We start from the raw sequence: 22693 nt of genomic DNA on the forward strand, positions 1-22693 counted from the left end.
ACAAATGCAAAGAACGGGACGGGCCTTTCCTGTCCGCCGAACCCGTGCCATGGCCGCGGCCGGCGTGATTGCGCTGGTGGCGGCCTGTGCACCGGTCGGCCTGAAACAGGACCGCGGCAGCCCCTGGGCGCCTGGCACCAACCTGCGCGCCGAGGCAGAAGACGGGCTGCTGGTCGGCAACCGGCTGATGGCCGCAGACCAATACGAGCTGGCGCTGGAGGCTTACACCCGCGCCGCGCTCGATCATGGGCTGACGGCGGAAATCCTGTCGGGCATGGGCACCGCGAAACTGGGGCTGCGCCAGTTGGGCCAGGCCGAGGATCTGCTACGCCAGGCGGTCAAGGCGGACCCCACCTGGCCGGAGCCGATGAACAACCTCGGCGTGGTGCTGATGGAACGCGGCAAGACCGCAGAGGCGGTCGGCGTCTTCCAGCGCGCCTATGCGCAGGACAATGGCGAAAGTGACGCAATCCGCGATAATTTGCGCCTGGCCCTCGCAAAGATGGAAAATCCGACGCATACTGCTCCTCAAAATCAAGATTACAGATTGGTGCGGCAGGGGGGCGGAAGCTACCTGATTCGCCAGACACCATGACCGAGGCAGAGCAGTAAAAGGACGCACAAATGCGCCAGCAGTTTATTCTCTCCGCGACCCTGGCCGGGGCGCTGGTCTTGTCGGCCTGCGCGGACAAGGCGGACGAAACCGTCGAACGCGCCTTTCAGGACGTCAATGTCATCGACGAAAGCAACCTCAATGATGTGATGCTGACCGTGGCCGACCCGAATGAGGCGGTCACCTATTTCCAGCGCGCGCTGAAGGACAATCCGGACCGCATCGACCTGCACCGTGGGCTGGCGCATTCGCTGATCCGCGCCAAACGCACCACCGAAGGCGCCGCAGCCTGGAAAAAGGTCGTGGCGATGACGGGCGCCACCAGCGAGGACCGCGTGCAGCTGGCAGGCGCGCTGGTGCGCAGCGGCGACTGGGATGGCGCCAGGGCGCAACTGGATACCGTGCCCCCCACCCATGAAACTTACGAACGCTACCGGCTCGAGGCCGTGGTGGCCGATGCCGCCCGCGACTGGAAACGCGCCGACAGCTTCTATGAGATTGCCGCCGGGCTGACCACCACGCCAGCCAAGGTTATGAACAACTGGGGCTACTCCAAGCTGACCCGTGGCGATTTTGCCGATGCCGAACGGCTGTTCGGCGAGGCGATCCGGCAGGACCAGAGCCTGTTCACCGCCAAGAACAACCTGGTGCTGTCGCGCGGTGCGCAGCGTAACTACACCCTGCCGGTGATCCCGATGGATCAGACCGAACGGGCGCTGTTGCTGCACACGCTGGCCCTGTCGGCCGTGAAACAGGGCGATGTCTCAACCGGGGAAAATCTCCTGCGCGAAGCCATCGACACCCACCCACAGCATTTCGAGCAGGCCGCCCGTTCGCTGGCCGCATTGGAAAACGGTTGATCCATGCACTTCCCGGCCCATGCCGCGTTGTGGTTCCTGCCGTTTGTGCTGCCCCTGTGCTACGCGGTGGCGCTGACCGACCTGCGCGGCATGCGCATTCCCAACTGGGCGGTTGACAGCCTCGGGGTGATCTTTGTGCTCGGCGGTGCGCTGTTGATGCCCAGCTGGGCCGACTATGGCTGGCAGCTGCTGCACCTGCCCGTGGGCATTGCGCTGGGATTTCTTTTTTACACCGCCGGTGCGGTGGGCGCTGGCGACGCAAAATTCGCGGGCGCAGCCGCCCCCTTCATCGCTCTCGGAGATCTGCGTCTGTTGATGGTGATCTTTGCGGCCGTGCTGCTGGCGGGCTTTGCGGCGCATCGGATCGCCAAGCACACGCGCCTGCGTCAGCTGGCGCCGCATTGGCAAAGCTGGGACACCGGCAAAAGTTTCCCCATGGGCCTGTGCCTCGGCGGGACGCTGGCGCTGTACCTCATCCTCGCCGCGCTGTTTGGCCAGTGAACCGGTTTCGCCTGTGAACCATCCGCTTTCGCGGAAAAGCTTCACCTCTGCCCCGCTGTTGCCACAGTCCTGAATAACCTGTTGCAAACCCCTTTTGCGGGGGAGAACCGGTAGCAGCGACAAGGCAACACCCATGAACATGCAAAACGTCACCGTCACCGCCCCGCCGCCGCCCAAGGGGCTGGAACAGATGCAGCTGCCGCTGGTGATGATGCGTGACATCTTGCTGAAGACCATTTTTCGCAAGAACGTCGAGACCGTCACCGAAATCGCCGCGGCCATCTGCCTGCCCGCCTCGGTCACCCAAGAGCTGGTGGATATGGCCCGGGACCAAAAGCTGTTGCAGGCCACCGGCACGCTGAACGCCAACAGCGGCAACGAAATGGGCTATCAGCTGACGGACGCAGGGAAGGCGCGGGCGCTGGATGCGCTCAGCCAATCCGAGTATTTTGGTGCTATGCCGGTGCCACTGGCGGTCTACCGCGAACAGGTCAAGCGCCAGTCGATCCGAAACATCCAGGTCACCCGCACCCAGCTGACCGGCGCCATGGGGCACCTCGTGCTACCCGACAGCCTGCTGGACCACCTCGGCCCCGCAGTCAGCGCCGGCCGCTCGATCCTGATGTATGGGCCGCCCGGCAACGGGAAGTCCTCGATTTCCAACGGCATTCGCGATGCGCTTGGCGACAACATCTATGTGCCGCGCGCCATCGAATACGCAGGCCAGGTTATCACCGTCTACGACCCGATCGTGCACACCGAGGTCGATCAGGAACCCGACGACCCCAATTCCCTACGCCGCCGCCGCCGTTTTGACGAACGCTACGTGATGTGCCAGCGCCCCACCGTCATCACCGGCGGCGAGCTGTCGCTGGACATGCTGGATCTGGTCTACAACCCCACCGCCCGCACCTATCAGGCGCCGTTGCAGCTGAAATCCACTGGCGGCATCTTCATCGTCGACGACCTTGGCCGCCAGGCCGAACCGCCGCAGGCCCTGGTCAACCGCTGGATCGTACCGCTGGAGGAGAGCAAGGACATCCTGGCCCTGCAATCGGGCGAAAAATTCGAGGTCCCCTTCGACACGCTGGTGATCTTCTCCACCAACTTCCACCCGAATGAGATCTTCGATCAGGCGGCGCTTCGGCGGATCTTCTTCAAGATCAAGATCGACGGGCCGAACCAGGAAAACTACCTCAAGATCTTTGCCATGGTCGCCCGCAAGAAGGGCATGCCCCTGGACGAAACCGCGCTGGTGCATCTGCTGAAGCAGAAATACCCCGAGATCAACAACATCTATTCCAACTACCAGCCGGTGTTCCTGATCGATCAGATGATCGCGATCTGCGACTTCGAGGGCATCCCCTATCAGATGACGCCCGACCTGATCGACCGCGCCTGGGCCAACATGTTCGTCAAGGACGAAACCATCGTGAAATGACGACAGCCCAAAGTTTTTAGAACCTTTGGGCAAAACTTTTTAGCAAAGTTTTGCGGCAGCGCTTACATCTGACAGATGCAAGATTTGCCTCCTGCCCTGCGCGCCTGGTTCGCCGCCAAAGACTGGTCACTTCACCCGCATCAGCAAGCCATGCTGGACCGCGCGGACCGCCCCTGTACCCTGTTGATCGCCCCCACCGGCGGCGGCAAGACCATGGCCGGTTTCCTGCCCACCCTGGCGGAACTGTCCGACGGCCACCATGAGGGGCTGCACACGCTCTACATCTCGCCGCTCAAGGCGCTTGCAGCCGACATCAAACGCAACCTGCGCACCCCGGTTGAGGACATCGGCCTGCCGATCCGCATAGATGACCGCACTGGCGACACCCCCTCCAGCCGAAAACGCCGCCAGCGGGCTGACCCGCCGCATATCCTGCTGACCACACCCGAAAGTCTGGCGCTGCTCACCTCCTACCCGGATGCGGAACGCACTTTTCGCGGGTTGCAACGGGTGGTGGTGGATGAAATTCACGCGCTGGCCGAAAGCAAACGCGGCGATCAGCTGATGCTGGCGCTGGCCCGGCTGCAAACGCTTTGCCCGCACCTGCGCCGTGTCGGCCTCTCGGCCACGGTGGACGACCCACAGGCCATCGCCAGCTACCTCGCCCGCCATCCGGACCCCTGCGAGATCCTGCTGGCCGACCCCGGCCCCGCCCCGAACATCCGTATGCTCGACACCGACGAAGCCCCGCCCTGGGCGGGCGGTGGTGCGGCCCATGCCATTCCGGCAGTCTTGCAGCAGATCAAGGCGCATCGCACCACGCTGATCTTCCATAACACCCGCGCCCAGGCCGAGATTTTCTTCCGCAACCTCTGGCTTGCCAATGACGACGCGCTGCCGATAGGCATTCACCACGGCTCACTTGACCGCACGCAGCGCGAACGCATCGAAGCGGCGATGGTCCGGGGCGAGCTGCGGGCAGTGGTCTGCACCGGCTCGCTCGACCTTGGCATCGACTGGGGCGACGTGGATCTGGTGATCCAGGTCGGCGCACCTAAGAACGTGAAACGCCTGGTGCAGCGTATCGGCCGCGCCAACCACCGCTACAACGCCCCCTCCAAGGCGCTGTTGGTGCCCGCCAACCGATTTGAAGTGGTCGAATGCCGCGCCGCACTGGAGGCGGTGCGCGAAAACGATCTGGACGGCACGCCTCGCGGCCCCGGCCCACGCGACGTGCTCTGCCAGCATATTCTCATCGCCGCCTGTGCGGGCCCGTTCGCGGCATCCGAACTTTATGCGGAGGTCACCAGCACGGGGGCCTATGCCGCGCTGACCCGCGCCGAGTTCGACGCCTGCCTGGACTTCTGTGCCACCGGCGGCTACGCGCTGCGCGCCTATGACCGCTGGCAGCGCCTGCAGCAGCGAACCGACGGACGCTGGCAGCTGCGCGATCCACGCGCCGCTGCCCGCATCCGCATGAACCTCGGCACCATTCAGGACGCGGATCTGATCAACGTTCGCCTGAAGCGCAGCCGCGGCGGCAAGCCGCTGGGCGAAATCGAGGAGGCCTTTGCCGCCACGCTCACCCCCGGCGACACCTTCCTGATCGGCGGCCAGACGGTGCGCTACGAGAACCTGCGCGAGATGACCGTCGAGGTCACCCGCACCGCCGGCAAGAAGCCGAAAATCGCGGTGTTCTCCGGCACCAAATTTGCCACCTCCACCCAGCTTAGCGCCCGCATTCTGGAAATGCTGCAACAGCACAGCTGGCCCGACCTGCCAGCGCACACTGCCGACTGGCTGGCCCTGCAACGCGAGGTCTCCGAACTCCCGCGCGCCGGATCGCTGCTGATCGAGAGCTTCCCCCATCAAGGGCGCGAGCATCTCTGCATCTACGGGTTTGCCGGCCGCAATGCACAGCAGACCCTTGGCCTGTTGCTCACGAAACGGATGGAGGAACTGGGCCTCGACCCCTTGGGGTTTGTCTCGACCGATTACGCCACCCTGATCTGGGGGCTGGAGCAGGTCACCGACCCTGAGCCTCTGTTCGACCCGGCCGCTTTGCGCGACGGGCTGGAGGGCTGGCTGGCTGGCAATGCGGTGATGAAACGCGCCTTTCGCGGCGCGGCCACGATCGCCGGGCTGATCGAACGCAACGCGCCGGGCGCGCGCAAGAACGGGCGTCAGGCGACGTTTTCCTCGGACATTCTCTATGACACGCTGCGCAAATACGACCCCGATCATCTGCTCCTGGACATCACCCGCGAGGAAGCCCTGCGCGGGCTGGTGGACTTTGGCCGTATCGAAGAGATGATCGCCCGCATACAGGGCCGCATCACCCTGCGTCGGCTTAGCCGGATCTCGCCACTGGCCGCGCCCCTGCTGCTGGAAATGGGTAAGGTGCCGGTCAAAGGCGCCGCTGCGGAGAAGCTGCTGCAACAGGAGGCTGCGGCGTTGATGCAGCACTCCGGGCTGGACAGCCTGCCGCAATGACCCTTGCCTGTGGCGCCGGGCGCGATATGACCGGGCCATGACCGGTTTTGACTTTACGCTTGCGGGTGCCCGCCTCACCGCCCTTGCCGGCGGCGCGCTCTGGTGGGAGCAGCATCGCCTGCTGTGCGTGTCCGACCTGCACCTTGGGAAATCTGAACGCCACGCCCGGCGCGGCGGCAGCGCCCTGCCCCCGTATGAGACCCTCGACACGCTCGACCGGCTACAGACCCTGCTGACGCTGACCGATGCCAGGACACTGATTTGCCTGGGCGACAGTTTCGACGATGACGCAGCCTCCCGCGCTCTGGCCGCGCCGGAACGCGCGCAGCTTGCGGCGATGATCCAGACCCGCCGCTGGATTTGGATTGCCGGCAACCATGATCCGGCGCCGACGTGTTTGGGCGGTGAACAGAGGGCCGAGCTGCATCTTGCGCCGCTCACCTTTCGCCACATCGCCGATCCCGCTGCCCGTGCCGAGGTCTCCGGCCATTACCACCCCAAGGCGCGGCTGCGCAGCGCGTCTCGCGCCTGTTTCCTCGTCGACCGCAACCGCCTGATTCTGCCGGCCTTTGGGACCTACACGGGCGGATTGCGCACCAGCAACCCGGCGCTTACTGCGCTGATGGACGCCGATGCCTTGGCGATTTTGACCGGCCAGAAGCCGGTTCCCGTGCCGATGCCACGCTAAACTGCGCAGCGTCATCTGCGCAAGCCGACAGGGCTGCTCTATGCTGCGGGCACAACAATCAGAAGGAGTCCGCAATGGAGGACCGCATCCGCAGCAGTTTTTCCAGGCAAAGCATGATGCAGACCCTGGGCGCAGAAATTGCAAGCGTCACTTCGGGCGAGGTGGTCATCACCGCCCCGATCCTGCCCGGCAGCCGCCAGCAGCACGACGTCGCCCATGCCGCGCTCAGCTTTGCCATTGGCGACACCGCGGCGGGCTACGCCGCGTTGACGACAATGCCCGAAAACAGCGAAGTGATGACCGCGGAAATGAAGATCAACCTGCTGGCCCCTGGTGCTGGCGACCAACTGCGCGCCACCGGCAAGGTCATCAAGCCCGGCCGTCGCCTGGTGATCGTCACGGCTGAGGTCCACGCCATAACCGGCGAAGACGAAAAACTGGTCGCCCTCCTGCAAGGCACGATGGTGCCGGTCTCTTCCTGACCGCAGCCTCATCCATCTTTCAAAAAAATACTCCCGCCGGAGGCGGTCCGACGGGAGCAACACACGCAATAGAGACTACGTGACTCCGCCTCAGGCGGTCAGCCCTTCCGGCTCGGCCAGGTTGTTGGCGCGGCAGCAGGCGGTCACGGTGTTGGCCAGCAGGCAAGCGATGGTCATCGGCCCGACGCCGCCCGGCACCGGCGTGATCGCGCCAGCGCGGGCTGCCGCGGTGTCGAAATCCACATCGCCCACCAGTCGGGTCTTGCCCTCGCCCTTCTCCGGCGCGTCGATGCGGTTGATGCCCACGTCAATCACCGTCGCGCCTTCCTTGATCCAGTCGCCCGGCACCATTTCAGGGCGGCCAACCGCGGCCACCACGATGTCGGCGCGGCGCACCACGTCGGGCAGGTCCTTGGTGCGGCTGTGCGCGATGGTCACGGTGCAGCTGTCGCCCAGCAGCAGCTGCGCCATCGGCTTGCCGACAATGTTGGAGCGGCCGATCACGACAGCATCCATGCCCGACAGCGAACCGTGGTGGTCACGCAACATCATCAGGCAGCCCAGCGGTGTGCAGGGCACCATGGATTTCTGACCGGTGCCCAACAGACCGACGTTGGAAATATGGAACCCGTCCACATCCTTCTCCGGTGCGATGGAATTGATCACCAGATCCTCGTCCAGATGCTTGGGCAGCGGCAGCTGCACCAGAATGCCATGCACCGCGGGATCATTGTTCAGCTGATCGATCAGGGCCAGAAGGTCGCCCTCCGACGTGTCGGGCGCCAGCTTGTGCTCAAAGGAGTTCATGCCGACCTCTACGGTCTGCTTGCCCTTGGAACGCACATAAACCTGGCTGGCCGGATCCTCGCCCACCAGAACCACCGCCAGACCGGGGGTGATGCCATGCTCTTCTTTCAACCGCGACACATGTTCGGCCACCTGGCCGCGCACCTTGGCCGCAAAGGCCTTGCCGTCAATCAACGTTGCAGTCATTCGATCTCTTCCTTTCAGCCGCAGGCGCCAACCTGCCTACTCCTCCCGGATCACCCGCGCCTCGCGGGCGATCGACCACTCCACCAACTGCCGCCACAGATCCTCGATCAGATCCGCATCCAGCCCTTGCCCGTCTGCCGCAGCGCGCGCCTTGGCCACCACATCCTCAACCCGGGCGGGGATCCGCGCAGGCCAGCCGTTTGCCTGTTTCAGCGCAATCGCCCGGTCAATATAGGCGGCCCGTCGGGCCAGCAGCGCCACCAATTCCGCGTCCAGAAGGTCAATCTGCGCCCGCAGCTGCTGCATCGAGGCGCAGTCTTCGGGTGGTGTCGGTTCGGTCATCTCTCAAAACTCCAGCGGCCCGGATTACCCCGAGCCGCTGAATGTCGCATATCGCGTCTTAGAACAAGCCTTCGATCAGGCCGTCGCTGTTCAGACAGATGCTCTCCGCCGCCGGTTTGCGCGGCAGGCCCGGCATCGTCATGATCTCGCCGCAGACCACCACGATGAAGCCGGCCCCTGCGGACAGGCGCACTTCACGCACCGGAACCGAATGCCCCACCGGCGCACCCCGCAAGGACGGGTCGGTCGAGAAGGAATACTGGGTCTTGGCCATGCAGACAGGCAGGTGGCCATAGCCCGCGTCTTCCCATTCGCGCAGCTGGTTGCGGATCTTGTTGTCCGCCAGCACCTCGTCGGCGCGGTAGATGCGCTTGGCGATGGTCTCGACCTTCTCGAACAGCGGCATGTCATCGGGGTAGATCGGCGAGAAGTTGGCGGTGCCGGCATCGGCCAGTTCCACAACCTTCTGCGCCAGATCGGCGGAGCCTTCGGAGCCCAGTTCCCAGTGGCGCGAAAGCACCGCCTCGACGCCGTGCTCGCCGCAGTACTCCTTGACCGCATGCACCTCGGCATCGGTGTCGGTGACAAAGTGGTTGATCGCAACCACCACCGGCACGCCAAAGGATTTGACGTTCTCGATGTGGCGGCCAAGGTTGGCGCAACCGTTCTTCACCGCATCGACATTTTCAGCACCCAGTTCGGCCTTGTCCACGCCGCCGTTCATCTTCATCGCGCGCACGGTGGCCACCAGCACCACCGCCGACGGCGCGATGCCTGCCTTGCGGCACTTGATGTTCATGAACTTCTCGGCCCCCAGATCGGCACCAAAGCCCGCCTCGGTCACGACGTAGTCGGCGACTTTCAGCGCGGTTTTGGTGGCGATCACCGAGTTGCAGCCATGCGCGATATTGGCAAACGGACCGCCATGCACAAAGGCGGGGTTGTTTTCCAGGGTCTGCACCAGGTTCGGCTGCATCGCATCCTTCAGCAGCACGGTCATCGCGCCTTCGGCCTTGATGTCGCGGCAATAGACCGGGGTCTTGTCGCGGCGGTAGGCCACGATAATGTCGCCAAGGCGCTTTTCCAGATCCTTCAGGTCAGTCGCCAGGCACAGGATCGCCATGACCTCAGAGGCCACGGTGATGTCAAAGCCAGTCTCGCGCGGGAAGCCGTTGGAGACACCACCCAGGGACGCGGTGATCTGGCGCAGCGCGCGGTCGTTCATGTCGACCACGCGGCGCCAGGCAACGCGGCGGATGTCGATCTCGGCCTCGTTGCCCCAGTAGATGTGATTGTCGATCATCGCCGACAGCAGCGAATGCGCCGAGGTGATCGCGTGGAAGTCACCGGTAAAGTGGAGGTTCATTTCCTCCATCGGCACGATCTGGGCATAGCCGCCGCCTGCCGCGCCGCCCTTCATGCCAAAGTTCGGCCCGAGGGAGGCCTCGCGAATGCAGATCATCGCCTTCTTGCCGATGCGGTTCAGACCGTCGCCCAGACCCACGGTGGTGGTGGTCTTGCCCTCGCCTGCCGGGGTCGGGTTGATCGCGGTCACCAGGATCAGCTTGCCGTCCTCGCGATCCTGCACCGAGTTGATGAAGGACTGGCTGACCTTTGCCTTGTCGTGGCCATAGGGCAGCAGATCGTCGTTGGAAATGCCGATCTTGGCACCGATCTCCTGGATCGGTTTCTTGTTCGCCTCACGGGCGATCTCGATGTCACTCTTGTAGCTCATGGCAAGGTTCCTGCTGAGTTTGCATTCAGTCGCCGGCACGCGAACGCCGGTTTCCTCGTAGACTTAGCCAATATGCGGCAAATCGCGCGCATGATTTCCGACATTATCCAGCCTCGAAGCGGCGCGGGCGCATTCCGCCAGCAAAACCGGCCCCGGCGCGCATCCGCGCCCCTGGCCCGAAATATCAGCCCTCAGGGGCCCAGGCGCGCTGATCCGGCACAAAAAGCGTCAGCTTCTGTCCAATTTTCAGGCTGCCCGGCCGCTCCACCCAGGCGGTGATTCCCCGCCGGTGCTCCGCGGCCGGTTTGAACTTGGCACCAAATCCCTTGTGGTCTTTCTCGATTTCCCGGCCCGGCAGCACGCAGGGGCGGTTCTCAATATCGGTGGTCAGCGTCACCCCATCCGGGCCTTGCAAGCGCGAAGCAGGTGGCAAATGGGTCAGATCCGGGATCCCCCGCAGCACCAGCGTGGCACCCAGATGTTCGGGATCGAGATGGGCCAGCCCCATGTCCGCAGCGATCAGCGCCAGTTCTTCTTCCGACACGATCGACAGCTGGCGGGTATTGCGGATTTCGGTGTCCTTGGGGTGCAGATTACGCACCCGCACGCAGGCCGGACGGTTTACGCCACCGTGCCGCTCTCCGGGTACCCCGTCAAACCCCAGCTCCAGCTGGTCCCGCGCGCCAGAGCGCAGCCCGCGTTCCGTCGGCACCATGCCCATCCAGGTGATTTCGCCCTTGAATCCGCTGTCACGAAAGACCGGCATCTTTTTCTCCCTGCCAAAACCGCCTGTTACCGGGTCAAGCTACAGATTTTTGAGGAACGTACCAGCGCCAATGGCCGCCCTGCAACGCAGGGCGGATCGGATCGCTACGCGATCCGATCCGGGCGGGGCCGCGGCGGGCAGCATGGCTGCCCGCCGCGGCCCCGCCACCCCACCTGCCAACAAAGTGCGCAACGCAAACGCCCCGCAAACCAGAACGGATTGCGGGGCGCAGCATCAAGGTCTCAGGCGGTGATCAGGCCGTGGGCTCCGGCTCCAGATCGCCTTCGGGCGGCGATTTCTTGGGCTTCGCCTTCGGGATCGCGGTGACAGAGGCAGTGCCTTCATCCTCGCCGCCATCCCCGTCGTCGCCCGCCTGCGGCGGTTCGCCCTTCATCACCCGTTTGATCTCATCGCCGGTCAGGGTCTCATACTCCAGCAGTCCCTGCGCCAGACGCTCCCACTCTTCCTTGTGGTCAGACAGGATCTGAAAGGCGCGCTCATACCCGTCCTGGATGAAGCGCTTCACTTCTTCCTCGATCAGCTCCTTGGTGTTTGCCGAGACCGAGAAACCCGCGGTATTGCCGGAATAGCCCTCATGCGCTTCGGCATAGTCGATATTGCCGACCTTGTCCGACATGCCCCAGCGCAGCACCATGGCACGCGCCAGCTGGCTGGCCTGCTGAATATCCCCGGCCGGACCATTAGAGACGTGATCCTCGCCGTATTTGATGATTTCCGCCGCCTTGCCGGCCATGGTCATCGCCAGTTTTTGCTGACATTCATCGCGGTGCCAGTTCAGCCGGTCCATCTCAGGCAGGGACACCACCATCCCCAGCGCCCCACCCCGTGGGATGATCGTCGCCTTGTAGACCGGGTCGCATTCCGGCAGCATCAGGCCGACAACCGCATGGCCTGCTTCATGATAAGCGGTCTTTTCCTTCTGGTCCTGGGTCAGCACCATGGACCGCCGTTCGGCCCCCATCATCACCTTGTCCTTGGCCGATTCGAAATCTTCCATGGTGACAAAGCGGCGGCCAACGCGAGCTGCCATCAGCGCGGCCTCGTTGACCAGGTTGGCCAGATCCGCACCAGAGAACCCCGGCGTACCGCGCGCGATGATGCGCAGGTCGACATCCGGACCCAGCGGCGTCTTGCGCGCATGCACGCCCAGGATCTTCTCGCGGCCCTTGATGTCGGGGTTGCCGACGGTGACATTGCGGTCAAAGCGGCCGGGACGCAGCAGCGCCGGGTCCAGCACGTCCTTGCGGTTGGTGGCGGCCAGGATGATGACACCCTCGTTGGCCTCAAAACCGTCCATTTCCACCAGCAGCTGGTTCAGGGTCTGCTCGCGCTCATCATTGCCGCCGCCGTAACCGGCGCCACGGTGACGCCCCACCGCGTCGATTTCATCGATGAACACGATGCACGGCGCGTTCTTCTTGGCCTGTTCAAACATGTCGCGCACACGGGAGGCCCCAACGCCGACGAACATTTCCACAAAATCCGAACCGGAGATGGTGAAGAACGGCACCCCGGCCTCGCCTGCGATGGCACGCGCCAGCAGCGTCTTACCGGTGCCCGGAGGGCCGACCAGCAGCGCGCCCTTGGGGATCTTGCCCCCCAGGCGCGAGAACTTCTGCGGGTTGCGCAAGAATTCGACGATCTCTTCCAGCTCTTCCTTGGCCTCGTCGATACCGGCAACATCGTCAAAAGTGACGCGGCCGTGTTTTTCCGTCAGCATCTTGGCCTTCGATTTGCCAAACCCCATGGCGCCGCCTTTGCCGCCGCCCTGCATCCGGTTCATGAAATAGATCCAGACACCGATCAGCAGCACAAACGGCAGCAGCGTGATCAGGAACGACTGAAAGCCCGACTGCTGCTGCTTTTCAGCGCGCACGGGGATATCGTTCTCGATCAGCAGCGCGGTGACTTCGGCGTCGCCCGGTTTGATGGTGACATAGTTCTGCCCGTCGGTGGTGGTGTAGCGCACCTGTTCTCCGTCGAGGGTGACGGTGCTGACCTTGCCGGTCTCGACCGAGCTGACAAAGTCAGAGAAAGTGCGTTCACGGCTCTGCATCGTGCTGCCGGAACCGCTGAACAAATTGAACAGCGCCAGGATCAGCAGAAACAGAACAACCCAAAAGGCGATATTGCGAGCGTTGCCCAAGGAAAGTTCTCCCTATCATTTAGGCGCGCCTGACCGGCCGCCTGCGTTGCCCTTAAAATAAGGATCATTCGGGCAGGTTCAATGCGATAAAAGGGATGCGAAGAACTCTTCTTCGTTTCCGACGTGTTCCGCGACCCAACCATTGCCAAATCCGGCCGCGGGCGCGGCGATCAGCGCAGCGCCGCGCCACAACGCGGGGGTCGCTTCCAACACCGGCAGCGGCACCCCGGCGGGACGCCAGGTCGCGCTGCCCGCCAGCCCCTTGCGACCAAGCGCGCGCACCTCGCAATCCTTGGCATCCCCGCCAAAAACCGTCCAGCGCCTGTCCCACAACTGGCCCGGCAGTGCGACCTCGTCGCGCAGCGCATTATGCTCCCGGCAGATCCAGATTTGCTTGGAGGTGGTCAGCAAATGGCAGCCCGACACCGTCGCCGCCCCCCCGTTGCGCGCCGCCAAGACGGCGATGTCCATCGGCACCCGCCGCGGCGGATAGGGGCTGGCGGACACCCACTGGATGGCCTTGACCAGCAACCGGTATCCGGTCTCGCTGGGCAGGGTGCGAAACTTGCGCTGGCACAGCACCACAGCGCCCGCCTGCACATGCGCCATGTCACGCGCGGCCAGGAAAACATACCAGTCCAGCGCCTCGCGGGCCTTGGCCATATGCTGCGCCACCTTGGACAGCACCGTTGGCGTCAGGCCCAAAGGCGCCAGCTCTGCCAGCGCGCGCCGGGCGCGCACCCGTTCGTAGCGCAGGTCGCTGTTGCTGGGATCCTCGCACCAGTCGTGACCGCCTTCGGCCAGATACTGGCGCAGCTCGCTGCGGGTGATTTCCAGCAACGGTCGCATCAGGGTGACCCCGTTGTGAACCCGGCTCGGCGGCATGCCCGACAGCCCCGACACCCCTGCCGCGCGCGCCATCCGCATCAGCAAGGTCTCGGCCTGGTCATCGGCCGTGTGTGCCACACACAGGACAGGGATGTCCTTGCGTCTGGCCCAGTTGGTCAGCAGCGCGTATCGCGCCTCGCGAGCCTGGCTTTGCAGATTGCCTGCGCCCGGCCCCTCGCGCCATTCGATGGTTTCGTGCTGGATGCCTAATTTTTCCGCGGTGCGGCCGACAAAGGCCGCCTCTTCGGCAGCCTCAGGTCGCAGACGGTGGTCGATGGTGGCGGCGAACAGCGTAACCGGGTCATCTGCGAAACAAGCCTGCATCAGATGCAGCAGCGCCATCGAATCACTCCCGCCCGAGACGGCAATGCCCAATCTGGCGGGAGGCTCGGGCGGAAACTGACTGCGCAAGAGGCCCAGGATATCCCGCCGCACCCCCGTCAAGAACAGCCCAGCGTGTCCATCTCGGCCTGCGCTTGGGCCACCGGCGCCGCGCCCGGAAAGCGGACGCCGACCTCTGCCAGCGTCACGCAGGCCTGATCGGTCTGGCCCAGCCGCCCCAGCGCCGCGCCCAGTTCAAACAGCGCCTCTGGCGCCACCGGCCCGGCGGAATTGGCGCTGAATGCCGCCAGATAGGCGCGCGCCGCCTCGCGGGTATCGCCCAGGCCGTCCAGCGCCTTGCCGCGGCTGAATTCCGCTGCGGGCGCCAGCGGGCTGCCGGGATAGGCCTGGTTGAATGCCGCGAATTTCTCGGCGGCGTCCTGATACTGCCCCTCGGCCAGAAGCGCCTCGGCAGCGTCAAAATCCGCCTGCTCGCCCACCGCCAATTCGCCGCCAGCGTTGCCCGTCTCTGGACCTGCAACCGGAGTGTCCAGGCCCGGTGCCCCCGGCAGCTCCCCACCGCCGAGGGTAGAGGTCTCACCCAGGGCGCCGACGTCGCCGCCCTCCAGCTCGACCAGACGGAATTCCAGGTCACCGATCCGGTTGGTGCCATCCGTGACGATGCGGTTGATCCGGTTCTCCAGGGTCTCGGTCTGCAATGTCAGCCGCTGCAATTCGCTCTCGATCGCGCCGACCCGGTCCAGAACGGTGCTGCCAGAGGCGTCGGCCAAAGGCGAGCCGGTTGTCGACAACTCCCGCTTCAGCCGCTGGACTTCCACATGCAACACCGTCAGCTCTTGGCGGATGTCCGCCAGCGTCTGCTGGTCCTGCGCCGCCAACGGCAACGGCAGCGCCATCACGGTGGCCAATAGCACGGTGCGAAGGCGTTTCATCGCGTTACCCCACCAGACCGCCGGCCAGCACGGTGACGGCGCGCCGGTTCTTGGCATAGCAGCTTTCTTCCGAGCAGATTTCAAGCGGGCGTTCCTTGCCAAAGCTGACGACTTTGATGCGGCTGCCGGCTATTCCCTGCGAAATCAGGTACTCGCGCGCCGCATTGGCGCGCTTGGCGCCGAGGCCAAGGTTGTATTCACGGGTACCCTTCTCGTCCGCGTGCCCCTCGATGGTGACCACGTAATCGGGGTTCTGGGCCAGCCAGCGCGCCTGCCCCTGCAGGGTAGCCTGCGCCGCGGGCGACAGGCTGGACTGGTCGTTGGCAAACAGCACCCGGTCGCCAACGGTCTGCCGGAAGTAGGCCGGGCTGGCCGGGTCCAACGCCGCGGCGCCAAGGCCCGCACCGCCGTCACCAGCGCCAACGCTGCCGTTCACGTCATCGCTCCAGGGGGTGTTTCCACAGGCTGTCAGCCCCAGTACGGCCACTGCCGCAATTGCCAATTTGAAACCGCTCATGATGTCCGCCTATCCCTTTGCGTTTCTTGACCCGACGCTAACACAACCGCGATCCGGGTTCCATGCGGCTGTCGCCGCCTCTTGCCGTTAGTGTTGCAGTGGTGACCAGGCCGGGTCAGAGGCCCCGTCGGGCGTCTTCACCGGCTTCAGGTTGCGGCCGGTAATGTCCACCGAATACAACAGGGCCCGCCCGGTGCTGCCCTGACTTTCGCGGGTGAACATGATGACGCGCCCATTGGGGGCCCAGGTCGGCCCCTCATCTAGGAAAGAGGCCGTCAGCAGGCGCTCCTCGCTGCCGTCGGTGCGCATCACGCCAATGTGGAACCGGCCCTTGTTCTGCTTGGTAAAGGCAATCATGTCCCCGCGCGGCGACCACACCGGGGTGCCATAGCGCCCCTTGCCGAAGCTGATCCGCCGCGCCTCGCCGCCGCCTGCTGGCATCACATACAGCTGCTGGCTGCCGGAGCGGTCGCTCTCGAACACGATCTGGCTGCCGTCGGGCGAGAAGGAGGGCGCCGTCTCGATTGAGGGCGCGGAGGTCAGCCGGGTCTTGGCCCCGGTGCTGATGTCCATGGTGTACAGATCCGTATTGCCGCCCTGGGTCTGAGAATAGACCACGGTACGCCCGTCCGGCGCAAACCGCGGCGCAAAGCTCATCGTGCCATCACCGCTGGACAGAACCTTGCGCTGCACCTGCCCCACATCCAGCACGTGGATTTGCGGGAAACCGCTCTCGTAGCTGGTATACAGCACCCGGTCGCCGGTGGGTGAGAAACGCGGTGCCAGCACCAATGACGCGCTGTTGGTCAGGAACTGCACATTGGCGCCGTCATAATCCATGATGGCAAGCCGCTTGCGGCGGTCGTTCTTGGGGCCGCTTTCGGAGACATAGACCACCCGACTGTCGAAATAACCGCTCTCGCCGGTGATCCGGCTGTAGATCGCGTCAGCCACCTTGTGCGCCATCCGCCGCCAGCCGTCGGTGGTGCCGGTGAACTGCAAGCCGCTGCCCAGCTCGCTCTCGGCGAACACGTCATAGCCGCGAAAGCGCACCGTCAGCCGATTGCCGTTGATGCCAACCGCTCCAGTAATCAGCGCCTGCGCGTTCACCGCTTTCCAGTCGGCGTAATTCACCGGGTCGTCAAAGCCGGTCACGGTCGAGATATGCGCGCTGGCGGGCACTTCGCGGAACAGGCCCGTGCCGCTGAGATCCGCGGCAATCACCCGGGCGATCTGGCTGGCATATTCCGCCGCGGCCGGCGTTTCCGGCACGAAATCCGGCACCGCATAGGGCAAGGGCTCGATCACACCCTGGTCGATTTCAATGCGGAGCGGCCCGTTCTGCGCCAAGGCCGCATCCGCCCCGGTCAGTGCCGAGGCTCCGATCAGAAGTGCTGCCAGGAAATTCCTCATTTGATCCGCATCCTTTCAGGATTGAATGTCATCTCGATGTCGCGCCAATGGTCGTATTTTTCAGCAGGTAGATTAAACCCCCTGCTGCCACAGCGAATAATTGCCCGGCGCGCCGCCTCATAGGCCTGTTTGGCCGCCGCAGCCGATCCCCCGCTGCTGGAGAGCATCCGGATGGAGCCCGTATCCGGCTTGCCGGACTCTTGCAGGGTAACGCCAACCACCACGGTTGTGTTCAGTGCCTCCGTCGACAAAGAGCCGACATTCCAGCACTGTGACACAGCCACCCGCAACGCATCTTTTTCGCCGAGCGTCAGCGGCGGGCCGGACGGCTCGGGTGCTTCCACCTCGGCGCCACCGGCCAGGGCTTCGGCCAGCGCATCCTCAACCGCCGATGACGTATCAGCCTGTGCACGTTCCTCTGGCTGTTCCGGCCGCTCCGGCTCCGCAGATTGGGCGGTTTCGGTGACCGCCGGTGCGGGCGCCGGGTCGGGGCGGTCGGGTCGCGCGCGCGGCCGCACCGAGGTCGTCGGTGCGGCAGAGGCGGCGATCTCGTCGCCTTCGTTTTCCTCGGTCACGATGCGGTCACTGGCGGCTTCGGGCGCGGTGGCCTCCTGCACCTCCTGCGGTGCCTCTGCGCCCTCCTCGGGCGCGACCTCGGGCTGTTCGACCTCATCCACCGCCACGTCCGGCTCCGGCGGCGCCACCGGAACTGGCGCAACCCGGTCCACCGGGCGCAGCTCTGCCTCGGGGCGCGGCTGCGGCTGGATCTCGGTGATTTCCGGCTCCGACTCCGGCGGTGCGATCTGCTGCGCCAGCTCCGGCTCGGGCCGTGGCTCGGGGCGGCTTTCCACCTCGGGATCGGGCGTCGGCGGCACCACCGGCTCTGGCTGGGTGATCTCCGGTTCGCGATCAGGCTGCGGTGTCGGCTCCGGCGCGGGTTGCACCGCCGCCGGCTCCGTCAGTGGCGCCAGCTCCGGCGACAGCTCAGGCGCCTGGCGCCGTTGGCTCAGCTTCTCGAACTGTTCGGACGAGATCAGCGCCACCTGCTGCACCTCGAACGGCAAGGGTTCAGACGGGAACCAGGCGCCAAAGACGACCCAGCCCATCAAGAGCCCATGCCCCGCAAGTGAGATTTTGGTCCCGGTCTGCACCCTGTGCGTCCCCGCCTATTGCCCGTCGCCCCCGGACGGCTGGCCATCCAGTGGCGGGCCGCCGGTGTCCGTCACCAGCCCCACGTTCGAGAACCCGCCCGCATTAAGCGCGCCCATCACCTGCATCACATCTGCATAGGCGATGCGCCCATCGGCCCGCAGGAACACCCGGTCCGAGGCGCGTTCCGCTGCAATCGCCCGCAGTTTCGGCACCAGCTGATCCCGTGCCACCGGCGTGGTCTGGATTTCCACCCCGCCTTCGGCAGTCATGGTCACAGTCAGCGGCTCTTCCTCGTCGCCGGGCAAGGCGCCGGCGGCGGTCTTGGGCAGCTCCACCGGCACGCCGACGGTCATCAGGGGCGCGGCCACCATGAAGATGATCAGCAGCACCAGCATCACGTCCACAAAGGGCGTGACGTTGATTTCCGACATCGGCCGCCCCCGGCGACGGCCCCGCCCACGACGGCGGTTGCCGCCACCTTGGGGTTGCTGGACTGCGGCACCCATGGCTCAGGAATCCAGCTGGCGGCTGAGGATGGTTGCGAACTCATCGGCAAAGGCTTCGTAGCCGCCGATGATCCGGTCGCTGTCCGCGCTCAGCTTGTTATAGAAGATCACCGCCGGGATTGCTGCAAGCAGCCCCAGCCCCGTGGCCATCAAGGCTTCGGCGATGCCCGGCGCCACCACAGCCAGGTTGGTGTTCTGCTGCTCCGCGATCTCGATGAAGGCGGTCATGATGCCCCAGACGGTGCCGAACAGGCCGACAAAGGGCGCGGTGGAACCGACGGTCGCCAGCACCGGCAGACCACTTTGCAGGCTTTCGGTTTCCTTTGCGATGGCCACATCCATCGACCGGTCGATGCGCGCCTGCGCACCCGGGATCAACGCACCATCACTGCGATGGCTGCGCCGCCACTCGGTCATACCTGCGGCAAAGATCCGCGCCGCCGACCCAGGCGGCTCGGCCCCGACCTGGTCAAACAGCCCATCCAGCGGATTGCCGGACCAGAAGGCCTGATCGAACGCCTCTGCCTCGCGCCGCGCCTGACGGTAATTTATCATCTTCTGAATGATGATGCCCCAGGACCAGACAGAGGCTGCAACCAGCATCAGCATCACCAGTTTCACGGTTACGGTGGCCCGCGCGAATAGACCCCACATGGAGAAATCAATCTCCTGCGCCAGCGCCAGAGTTTCTGCTTCCATTTCGCCTGCTCTATGATGTCACGGCCGTTTATCCGGCCTTTATTGGCAGCAACGCTAGCTCAGAACAAACCGAAAGGCCAATGAAACAGGCGTGACAGCGCCGATTGTTACCGCAATGCGCGAATCTCTGCCGGCAGCCGTGCGGGCCTGCCACCGGTGGTGATGCAGACGATGGTGACCTCGGCGCGGAACAGGGGCTGACCATCGCGAGTGACCTCCTGGATCAGGGCCATGCGCGCAGGTGTCACCGCATGCAGGGAGGTGGTGACCAACAGCTCCTCGTCGAATTTCGCCGGCGCCAGATAGTCCGCCTCAATCCGGCGCACCACATAGATCAGCCCGGCCTCGCGCATGGCGTTCTGATCGACACCGATGCCGCGCACCCAGTCGCTGCGGGCGCGTTCGATGAAGCGCAGATAATTGGCGTGATAGACGATCCCGCCCATATCGGTGTCCTCGTAATAGACCCGAACGGGAAATTCATGGCGCATGCTCTGCTCTCCTGGCTGATGCGGCGCACATTAGGACCAGCGCCCGTGGCCCACAAGCGCCTCAGCCGGTCAGCGGATACTGCGCCAGAACGTCGTAGCGCGCGCCATCCGGGGCCAGCGTTGACTGATACAATGCAAAGCTCTCGATCTGCGCCGTCAGCGCAAAGCCAGAAGCGTCAGTCAGGAACCGCGCGATCTTCTCCACCTGTCCCGGCTGCATCTGGCGGCGAAACCGCGCCAGGGTCACATGCGGACGGAAGCGGGCGCGGGGCAGCGCGATCTCCGCCAGATGGCAGGCGCTGCGCACCCGCTTGCACAGGTGGTTGAGCTGCGGCGTTTTCTCAACCTCGGCTGCCAGCACCCGCGGCAGCTTGCCGCCAAACAACTCCAGCCCGCGAAAGGTCAGCTGTATTGGCGGCGCGGTGATTTCCGCCAGCTCCTGATGCAGCGCTTGCAGGTGCTGCTCCGGCTGATCGTCCAGAAACGCCAGCGTCAGATGCATGTTGTCAGCTGCCACATGCCGCCCCACCGTCAGCCCCTCCTGAACGCGCTCCAAGACGTCAAGGGCTGCATCGGGCAGTGGCAGGCCGACAAAAGCCCGCATCAGCTTTGCTGCGGTTCCGTCGGCGCCTGTAGCCGCGCAAACAACCGCAGCGCGTGGGATTTGTCCTGTGCGGCCACCGGCATCATGCGATCATAGCCGGCGGCAATGACACCCGCGATCTCGGGCCGCAGAATGGTGGCGCCGGTTTCCGGCAGGACCGCCAGCGGCGACGTCTCGGCAAAGGCCTGGTCGCCCCACAGCAGCGCCACCTGCACCGCCTGGGTAAGCGCCAGCGTCTCGGCCGGCAGCTGAGCCATCGCCCCTGCCATCCGCAGAAAGACAAAGGCCGCCCGGATGCCGCCCTGGTCGTCAAAGCGGAACGCACGGTACTGGCTGGCATCACCGTGCTTCAGCCGCGCGACCAGCGGTGCCAGATCCGGGATCATTCGGTCGAGATCCGGCACCGCAAGCAATTCGTCCCAATCGCGGAAGAAAAAGAACATCAGGTTCGAACCCAGTTCGGGGTCTGTTTCGGCCATCTGGTGCCCCGCCAGCGTCATCACGGCCTCTACGGCGCCCTTGATGATCTTCAGCGTCTCGTCCTCAACCCCAAACACGATCGGCGCCACCGGCCGCCCCCAGCGGGCGAAGGCATAGGTGCCGTCGTGGCGGGTGAACAGGGCTTCGATCTGGTCGGGCGTCAGGTTTGGCAGCTGGGCGGTCATGGGCGTCTCCTTACTCTTGTCCCGTCTATGCCGCCTGCGCTGTTGTCGGGCAAGGGTGCGCGTAAGCCTCCCGCGGGAGGCCGCGCCACGCGCTAGCGTGGCGCCCGGCCCAACGGGCGCATGCGCATCCAGGATGCGCCCGCGCCGGGCGGGAGCGCGACTTGGCGACAGGTGCAGCCGTTGAAACGGGCTACCCGGCCAATAGGACAGCAAGACTGACGCATTGTTTCGCACGCGAAACAATTGGGCAGCAGGGCTGACACAACTTATAGTATAAGGCCCGCCCTTCAGCCGAACAAATCGGTCTGGTTGCGCGGCGGGGTCAGCCCCATGTGGGTCCAGGCCTTCTGTGCCAGCATCCGCCCGCGCGGCGTGCGCTGGATCAACCCCTGCTGCAAAAGGTAGGGTTCGATCACCTCTTCCAGCGCGTCCCGGCTCTCTGACAGGGCGGCTGAGAGGGTCTCGATCCCCACCGGGCCACCACCGTAGTTCTCCGCAATCAGCTTGAGATACCGCCGATCCGCGCCATCAAGCCCCAGTTTGTCCACGCCCAGACGGGTCAAGGCACCGTCGGCCAGCGCGCGGGTGATACGTCCATCGCCCTCGACCACGGCGAAGTCCACCACGCGGCGCAACAGCCGCCCTGCAATCCTGGGAGTGCCACGGGCGCGCCGGGCGATCTCAAGGGCGCCGTCATCCTCCGCGGGCGCGCCCAGCTTGCGGGCGTTGCGGCTGACGATTTCGAACAATTCCTCAGTTGTATAAAACTGCAGTCGGGTCGGAATGCCAAAGCGGTCGCGCAGCGGCGTTGTCAGCAGCCCCATGCGGGTGGTGGCCCCCACCAGCGTGAACGGCTGCAACTCGATCCGCACCGTGCGCGCCGCCGGGCCTTCGCCGATCACCAGATCCAGCTCGAAATCCTCCATCGCCGGATAGAGCACTTCCTCAACCGCCGGATTCAGCCTGTGGATCTCGTCGATGAACAGAACGTCGCGGGATTCGAGATTGGTCAGGATCGCCGCCAGATCCCCGGCCTTGGCCAGCACCGGGCCAGAGGTCATGCGGAAGTTGACCCCCAGCTCGCGCGCCACAATCTGGGCCAGCGTGGTCTTGCCGAGGCCGGGCGGGCCGTGGAACAGCGTGTGGTCCATCGCCTCGCCCCGGCGGCGCGCACTTTCGATAAAGACGCGCAGGTTGGCGCGGGCTTCGGCCTGGCCGATGAATTCGCCCAGCCCCTGCGGGCGCAGAGCGCGGTCGTTCTCCGCCGCGCTGTCTTCGGGCAGCGGATCCGGGCGCAGGGCGGGGTCGGCGTCAATCATTGTAAGACCCTGCTATGGCGTTCGTGCATAGGTTTGCGCCGGGCAGCGGCCGACCGTGGGTCGGCACGAAGTGCCCGCTCTTGG

At 64.8% G+C, this 22693-nt stretch carries 23 protein-coding genes; 7 read left to right on the forward strand and 16 right to left on the reverse strand.

The features are described from left to right. Positions 1-4: 4 nt before the first annotated feature. From AC0IPL_RS17535 to AC0IPL_RS17565, 7 genes are all read left to right on the forward strand, one after another. Positions 5-595 carry a tetratricopeptide repeat protein gene (locus AC0IPL_RS17535; protein ID WP_474276228.1) on the forward strand — a complete coding sequence of 197 codons (591 nt, stop codon included), beginning with the start codon at positions 5-7 and terminating at the stop codon, positions 593-595. Positions 596-624: 29 nt separating this feature from the next. Further along, the gene (locus AC0IPL_RS17540; protein ID WP_474276231.1) at positions 625-1473 is read left to right on the forward strand and encodes a tetratricopeptide repeat protein; all 849 of its coding nucleotides are present in this window, start codon (positions 625-627) and stop codon (positions 1471-1473) included. Between the two features lie 3 nt (positions 1474-1476). Then, positions 1477-1974 carry a prepilin peptidase gene (locus AC0IPL_RS17545; RefSeq protein ID WP_474276233.1) on the forward strand — a complete coding sequence of 166 codons (498 nt, stop codon included), beginning with the start codon at positions 1477-1479 and terminating at the stop codon, positions 1972-1974. 133 nt (positions 1975-2107) lie between these two features. After that, positions 2108-3415 (forward strand): ATPase, encoded by a 1308-nt coding sequence (locus tag AC0IPL_RS17550; protein WP_474276235.1) that lies wholly within the window; start codon positions 2108-2110, stop codon positions 3413-3415. Positions 3416-3490: 75 nt separating this feature from the next. Further along, positions 3491-5908, forward strand: coding sequence for a ligase-associated DNA damage response DEXH box helicase (locus AC0IPL_RS17555; protein WP_474276237.1), 2418 nt, complete (start codon positions 3491-3493; stop codon positions 5906-5908). A gap of 37 nt (positions 5909-5945) precedes the next feature. Further along, entirely contained in the window at positions 5946-6596 is a 651-nt protein-coding gene (gene pdeM / locus AC0IPL_RS17560) for a ligase-associated DNA damage response endonuclease PdeM (RefSeq protein ID WP_474276239.1), read from the forward strand. A gap of 74 nt (positions 6597-6670) precedes the next feature. Further along, positions 6671-7078, forward strand: coding sequence for a PaaI family thioesterase (locus AC0IPL_RS17565; protein WP_474276242.1), 408 nt, complete (start codon positions 6671-6673; stop codon positions 7076-7078). 90 nt (positions 7079-7168) lie between these two features. On the opposite strand, the gene folD is transcribed toward AC0IPL_RS17565, so the two are convergent. From folD to ruvB, 16 genes are all read right to left on the reverse strand, one after another. Further along, positions 7169-8071, reverse strand: a complete 903-nt coding sequence (folD, locus tag AC0IPL_RS17570) for a bifunctional methylenetetrahydrofolate dehydrogenase/methenyltetrahydrofolate cyclohydrolase FolD (protein WP_474276244.1) — start codon at positions 8069-8071, stop codon at positions 7169-7171. Positions 8072-8107: 36 nt separating this feature from the next. Continuing rightward, the gene (locus AC0IPL_RS17575) at positions 8108-8413 is read right to left on the reverse strand and encodes a chorismate mutase (protein WP_474276246.1); all 306 of its coding nucleotides are present in this window, start codon (positions 8411-8413) and stop codon (positions 8108-8110) included. A 58-nt stretch (positions 8414-8471) separates the two neighbouring features. Further along, positions 8472-10148 carry a formate--tetrahydrofolate ligase gene (locus AC0IPL_RS17580; protein ID WP_474276249.1) on the reverse strand — a complete coding sequence of 559 codons (1677 nt, stop codon included), beginning with the start codon at positions 10146-10148 and terminating at the stop codon, positions 8472-8474. Positions 10149-10332: 184 nt separating this feature from the next. Continuing rightward, on the reverse strand, positions 10333-10914 hold the full coding sequence (locus AC0IPL_RS17585; RefSeq protein ID WP_474276251.1) for an MOSC domain-containing protein: 582 nt from the start codon (positions 10912-10914) through the stop codon (positions 10333-10335). A gap of 253 nt (positions 10915-11167) precedes the next feature. Continuing rightward, positions 11168-13081 carry an ATP-dependent zinc metalloprotease FtsH gene (gene ftsH, locus AC0IPL_RS17590; protein WP_474275517.1) on the reverse strand — a complete coding sequence of 638 codons (1914 nt, stop codon included), beginning with the start codon at positions 13079-13081 and terminating at the stop codon, positions 11168-11170. A 78-nt stretch (positions 13082-13159) separates the two neighbouring features. After that, complete coding sequence (tilS, locus tag AC0IPL_RS17595; protein WP_474275519.1) at positions 13160-14404, reverse strand: tRNA lysidine(34) synthetase TilS; 1245 nt, start codon at positions 14402-14404, stop codon at positions 13160-13162. A 5-nt stretch (positions 14405-14409) separates the two neighbouring features. Then, complete coding sequence (gene ybgF / locus AC0IPL_RS17600) at positions 14410-15243, reverse strand: tol-pal system protein YbgF (RefSeq protein ID WP_474275522.1); 834 nt, start codon at positions 15241-15243, stop codon at positions 14410-14412. 4 nt (positions 15244-15247) lie between these two features. Beyond that, positions 15248-15760: a peptidoglycan-associated lipoprotein Pal gene (pal, locus tag AC0IPL_RS17605; protein ID WP_474275524.1), complete on the reverse strand. Its 513-nt coding sequence runs from the start codon at positions 15758-15760 to the stop codon at positions 15248-15250. Between the two features lie 87 nt (positions 15761-15847). Beyond that, positions 15848-17173 (reverse strand): Tol-Pal system beta propeller repeat protein TolB, encoded by a 1326-nt coding sequence (gene tolB / locus AC0IPL_RS17610; RefSeq protein WP_474275526.1) that lies wholly within the window; start codon positions 17171-17173, stop codon positions 15848-15850. Next, entirely contained in the window at positions 17170-18324 is a 1155-nt protein-coding gene (locus tag AC0IPL_RS17615) for an energy transducer TonB (RefSeq protein WP_474275528.1), read from the reverse strand. Before AC0IPL_RS17615 ends, tolB begins: the two co-directional genes overlap by 4 nt. A gap of 15 nt (positions 18325-18339) precedes the next feature. Then, positions 18340-18831, reverse strand: a complete 492-nt coding sequence (gene tolR, locus AC0IPL_RS17620; protein ID WP_474275530.1) for a protein TolR — start codon at positions 18829-18831, stop codon at positions 18340-18342. Between the two features lie 3 nt (positions 18832-18834). Then, entirely contained in the window at positions 18835-19530 is a 696-nt protein-coding gene (gene tolQ, locus AC0IPL_RS17625) for a protein TolQ (protein ID WP_474275532.1), read from the reverse strand. Positions 19531-19637: 107 nt separating this feature from the next. Beyond that, positions 19638-20021: a tol-pal system-associated acyl-CoA thioesterase gene (ybgC, locus tag AC0IPL_RS17630; protein ID WP_474275533.1), complete on the reverse strand. Its 384-nt coding sequence runs from the start codon at positions 20019-20021 to the stop codon at positions 19638-19640. 61 nt (positions 20022-20082) lie between these two features. After that, positions 20083-20625 (reverse strand): RNA 2',3'-cyclic phosphodiesterase, encoded by a 543-nt coding sequence (gene thpR / locus AC0IPL_RS17635; RefSeq protein WP_474275535.1) that lies wholly within the window; start codon positions 20623-20625, stop codon positions 20083-20085. Beyond that, entirely contained in the window at positions 20625-21290 is a 666-nt protein-coding gene (locus AC0IPL_RS17640; protein WP_474275537.1) for a hypothetical protein, read from the reverse strand. The genes thpR and AC0IPL_RS17640 overlap by 1 nt, the downstream gene beginning before the upstream one ends. Before the next feature lie 287 nt (positions 21291-21577). Further along, positions 21578-22609 (reverse strand): Holliday junction branch migration DNA helicase RuvB, encoded by a 1032-nt coding sequence (gene ruvB, locus AC0IPL_RS17645; protein ID WP_474275539.1) that lies wholly within the window; start codon positions 22607-22609, stop codon positions 21578-21580. Positions 22610-22693: the final 84 nt, after the last annotated feature.

This window comes from Leisingera sp. SA32 (assembly GCF_056033425.1).